The sequence below is a fragment of the Klebsiella sp. MS 92-3 genome, from assembly GCF_000195655.1.
GTDB lineage: Bacteria > Pseudomonadota > Gammaproteobacteria > Enterobacterales > Enterobacteriaceae > Klebsiella > Klebsiella pneumoniae.
Genome location: NZ_GL882786.1, coordinates 75,503 through 79,119, shown reverse-complemented (window position 1 = coordinate 79,119; position 3,617 = coordinate 75,503). Strand labels below are relative to the sequence as shown.

At 59.4% G+C, this 3,617-nt stretch carries 5 protein-coding genes; 3 read left to right on the top strand and 2 right to left on the bottom strand.

What is annotated here, in order from left to right; genetic code table 11:
- Nucleotides 1-35 precede the first annotated feature (35 nt).
- The gene (rluB, locus tag HMPREF9538_RS17830; protein ID WP_050541592.1) at nt 36-881 is read left to right on the top strand and encodes a 23S rRNA pseudouridine(2605) synthase RluB; all 846 of its coding nucleotides are present in this window, start codon (nt 36-38) and stop codon (nt 879-881) included.
- A 60-nt stretch (nt 882-941) separates the two neighbouring features.
- Here the strand turns inward: rluB and cobO are convergent, their stop codons facing one another.
- Together cobO and HMPREF9538_RS0127340 are read right to left on the bottom strand one after the other, a co-directional pair.
- A complete protein-coding gene (gene cobO, locus HMPREF9538_RS17835; RefSeq protein ID WP_002901749.1) occupies nt 942-1,532 on the bottom strand; it encodes a cob(I)yrinic acid a,c-diamide adenosyltransferase in 591 nt (196 codons plus the stop codon).
- Nucleotides 1,529-2,290 (bottom strand): YciK family oxidoreductase, encoded by a 762-nt coding sequence (locus HMPREF9538_RS0127340; protein WP_004196459.1) that lies wholly within the window; start codon nt 2,288-2,290, stop codon nt 1,529-1,531. Before HMPREF9538_RS0127340 ends, cobO begins: the two co-directional genes overlap by 4 nt.
- Between HMPREF9538_RS0127340 and HMPREF9538_RS0127335 the strand changes: the two genes are divergently transcribed.
- Together HMPREF9538_RS0127335 and sohB are read left to right on the top strand one after the other, a co-directional pair.
- On the top strand, nt 2,285-2,500 hold the full coding sequence (locus HMPREF9538_RS0127335; RefSeq protein ID WP_004210741.1) for a hypothetical protein: 216 nt from the start codon (nt 2,285-2,287) through the stop codon (nt 2,498-2,500). The genes HMPREF9538_RS0127340 and HMPREF9538_RS0127335 overlap by 6 nt on opposite strands.
- Nucleotides 2,501-2,544: 44 nt before the next feature.
- Nucleotides 2,545-3,591, top strand: coding sequence for a protease SohB (gene sohB / locus HMPREF9538_RS17840; RefSeq protein WP_029602469.1), 1,047 nt, complete (start codon nt 2,545-2,547; stop codon nt 3,589-3,591).
- Nucleotides 3,592-3,617 lie beyond the last annotated feature (26 nt).

Sequence of the window (3,617 nt, the reverse complement as noted above, 5' to 3'; positions counted from 1 at the left end):
CCCCCCCCCCCCCCCCCCCCGCCCCCCGCCGTGAAATTGAAGCGAAAATCGAAGCTGGCCGCGTCAGCGTCGACGGCAAAATCGCCACCCTCGGCGATCGTGTGGAAATTGTTCCTGGTTTAAAAATTCGTATCGATGGTCATCTGATCTCGGTGAAAGAGTCTGCCGAGCAGATCTGCCGCGTGCTGGCTTACTATAAGCCGGAAGGCGAGCTGTGCACCCGTAACGATCCGGAAGGACGCCCGACGGTGTTTGATCGTCTGCCTAAACTGCGCGGCGCGCGCTGGATTGCCGTTGGTCGTCTGGACGTGAATACCTGCGGCCTGCTGCTGTTCACCACCGATGGCGAACTGGCCAACCGCCTGATGCACCCGAGCCGTGAAGTCGAGCGTGAATACGCCGTTCGCGTTTTCGGCCAGGTGGATGATGATAAGCTGCGCCAGCTGTCGCGCGGCGTACAGTTAGAAGATGGTCCGGCAGCGTTTAAAACCATCAAATTCACCGGCGGCGAAGGGATTAACCAGTGGTATAACGTTACCCTGACCGAAGGGCGTAACCGCGAAGTGCGTCGCCTGTGGGAAGCGGTCGGCGTGCAGGTCAGCCGTCTGATCCGCGTGCGCTACGGCGATATTCTGCTGCCGAAAGGCCTGCCGCGCGGCGGCTATACCGAGCTGGACCTGGCGCAGACCAACTACCTGCGCGAGCTGGTGGAGCTCACGCCGGAAACCAGCTCTAAGGTTGCCGTCGAAAAAGACCGTCGGCGGTTGAAAGCCAATCAGATCCGTCGGGCGGTGAAGCGTCACAGCCAGACCAGCGCTAATCCGCGCCAGGGTAACAACAGCAACCGTCGTTCCAGTACTCGCAATAAGACTAACGGTTAATGTTATGCGTTCCGGTGACTTGCCGCCGGAACGCGTACTTCCTTCCGCGCTATCAGGCCCTCAGTAGTCAATCCCCATCTGCGCTTTAATCCCGGCATCAAATGCATGCTTGACCGGACGCAGTTCGCTGACGGTATCGGCCAGTTCAATAATATCGCGATGACAGCCGCGGCCGGTGATGATCACCGACTGATGGGCAGGGCGCTCACGCAGGGCGCTCAGCACCGACTCCAGCGGCAGGTAATCATACGCCACCATGTAGGTCAGCTCGTCCAGCAGCACCAGATCGAGCTGGTCGTCAGCGAGCATACGGCGGGCATGCTCCCAGACCGCCAGGCAGGCGGCGGTGTCGCTGTCGCGATCCTGGGTGTTCCAGGTGAAGCCGGTGGCCATCACCTGAAATTCGACGCCGTGAGGCTCCAGCAGATTACGCTCGCCGTTAGGCCAGGTCCCCTTGATAAACTGGATCACGCCGACTTTTTTGCCATGGCCGACGGCGCGGGTCGCGGTGCCAAAGGCGGCGGTGGTTTTGCCTTTGCCGTTGCCGGTAAAGACCATCACAATGCCGCGCTCGTCCTGGGCCGCCGCCACCCGGGCGTCAACTTTATCTTTCAGCCGCTGCTGGCGTTCGCGGTAGCGTTCATCACTCATTGGGCAATTCCTGGTTTACGTCCCGGTTGGGCGTCGAAGGTCATTCCCGTCTTGCGACGACTGTCGTCACCCATCAGCCACAGATAGACGGGCATAATGTCAGCGGGGGTTTTCAGTTTCAGCGGATCTTCCGTCGGGAACGCGCTGGCGCGCATTCCGGTGCGAGTGCCGCCGGGGTTGATACAGTTTACCCGCAGGTGGCGGCTTTGATACTCGTCGGCCAGCACCTGCATCATCCCTTCGGTGGCGAATTTGGAAACGGCATAGGCGCCCCAGTTGGCGCGGCCCTGACGACCGACGCTGGATGAGGTGAAGACCAGCGAGCCCGATTCCGAACGGAGTAATAAAGGAAGAAGCGCCTGGGTCAGCATAAAGGTGCCATTAACGTTCACCTGCATCACCTGCTGCCAGACCTCCGGCTTCTGCTCTTCCATTGGGCAGATGTCGCCGAGCAGGCCAGCGTTATGCAGCACGCCGTCAAGGCGGGGATAGTGCATGCTGATCTGCTGCGCCAGCTGCTGGCACGCCTGGGGCGTACAGGTGAGCAGGTCGAGGGTAAACCAGCGAGGGGGAATACCACCCTCACGCTCAATCTCCTGGGCGACGGTGCGCAGTTTGTCGTCGTTGCGACCCAGCAGGATAACGCTGGCGCTATAGCGCGCGTAGGTCAGGGCCGCTTCACGACCAATCCCGTCGCTGGCCCCGGTGACCAGGATGATGCGATCTTTCAGCAAGTGACGTTGTGGTTGATAATGCACGGCAACTCCTTGGGCGATCGGTTCCCGATCGCGCTTCATCTTTGGTATCTCACTTTTGCGCTGTTATGCCTGAAAGCGCCCGCCATTGCAATCGGCGAAGCGGAAAGTATTCACAAAATTAATATCTTGCAACGATTTCAGCCGCGCGAAAAAAAACAGAATCCGCTGCGCAGAGAACACAAAGCACAAAGACTTCTCGCCAGCGGCTGAGGTACACTGTGCAGCAACGTCAGTGCTTTACACAAGGTGAAAACGTGGAATTACTTGCTCAGTACGGCTTATTTTTAGCCAAGATCGCGACGGTTGTCGTCGCCATCGCGGTGATTGCCGCTATTATCGTCAACCTCGCTCAGCGCAAGAAGCAGCGCGGCGAGCTGCGGGTGACCAATCTTAGCGAGCATTATAAAGAGATGAAGGAATCGCTGGCGGTGGCGCTGCTGGACGGCCCGCAGCAGAAGCAGTGGCATAAGGCGCAGAAGAAAAAGCAAAAACAAGAGGCGAAGGCGGCCAAAGCGCGGGCGAAGCTGGGCAATGCCGAGCCGGAAGGCAAGCCGCGCGCCTGGGTGCTGGATTTCAAAGGCAGTATGGATGCTCATGAGGTCAATAGCCTGCGGGAAGAGATCACCGCGGTACTGGCGGCGGCGAAAGCGCGCGATCAGGTGGTGATTCGCCTGGAAAGCCCCGGCGGGGTGGTGCACGGCTACGGTCTGGCCGCCTCTCAGCTGCAGCGTTTGCGCGACAAGCAGATCCCGCTGACGGTGTCGGTCGACAAAGTGGCGGCCAGCGGCGGCTATATGATGGCCTGCGTGGCGAACAAAATTGTCTCGGCGCCGTTTGCGATCCTCGGATCTATTGGTGTGGTGGCGCAGATCCCGAACCTGCACCGCTTCCTGAAGAATAAAGATATCGATATCGAACTGCACACTGCCGGGCAGTACAAACGAACGCTCACCATGCTGGGCGAAAATACCGAGGAAGGGCGGCGCAAGTTCCGCGAGGATCTCAATGAGACACATCATTTGTTCAAGGATTTCGTCCACCGGATGCGTCCGGGACTTGATATTGAGCAGGTGGCCACCGGCGAACACTGGTACGGGGTGCAGGCGCTGGAAAAAGGTCTGGTGGATGCGGTTGAAACCAGCGATGAGCTGCTGCTGGGGCTGATGGAGAGCCACGAGGTGATCGGGGTGCGTTATCAACAGCGTAAGAAGATGCTCGACCGCTTTACCGGTAGCGCGTCGGAGAGCGCCGATCGGCTTCTGCTGCGCTGGTGGCAGCGCGGTCAGAAACCGCTGATGTAAATAACATAACGCGAGGCCTGGGCCTC

Bases quoted from the DNA above. Each gene is read 5' to 3' on its own strand.
- cobO (WP_002901749.1), bottom strand. From the start codon at position 1,532: ATGAGTGATGAACGCTACCGCGAACGCCAGCAGCGGCTGAAAGATAAA.
- HMPREF9538_RS0127335 (WP_004210741.1), top strand. From the start codon at position 2,285: ATGCACGGCAACTCCTTGGGCGATCGGTTCCCGATCGCGCTTCATCTT.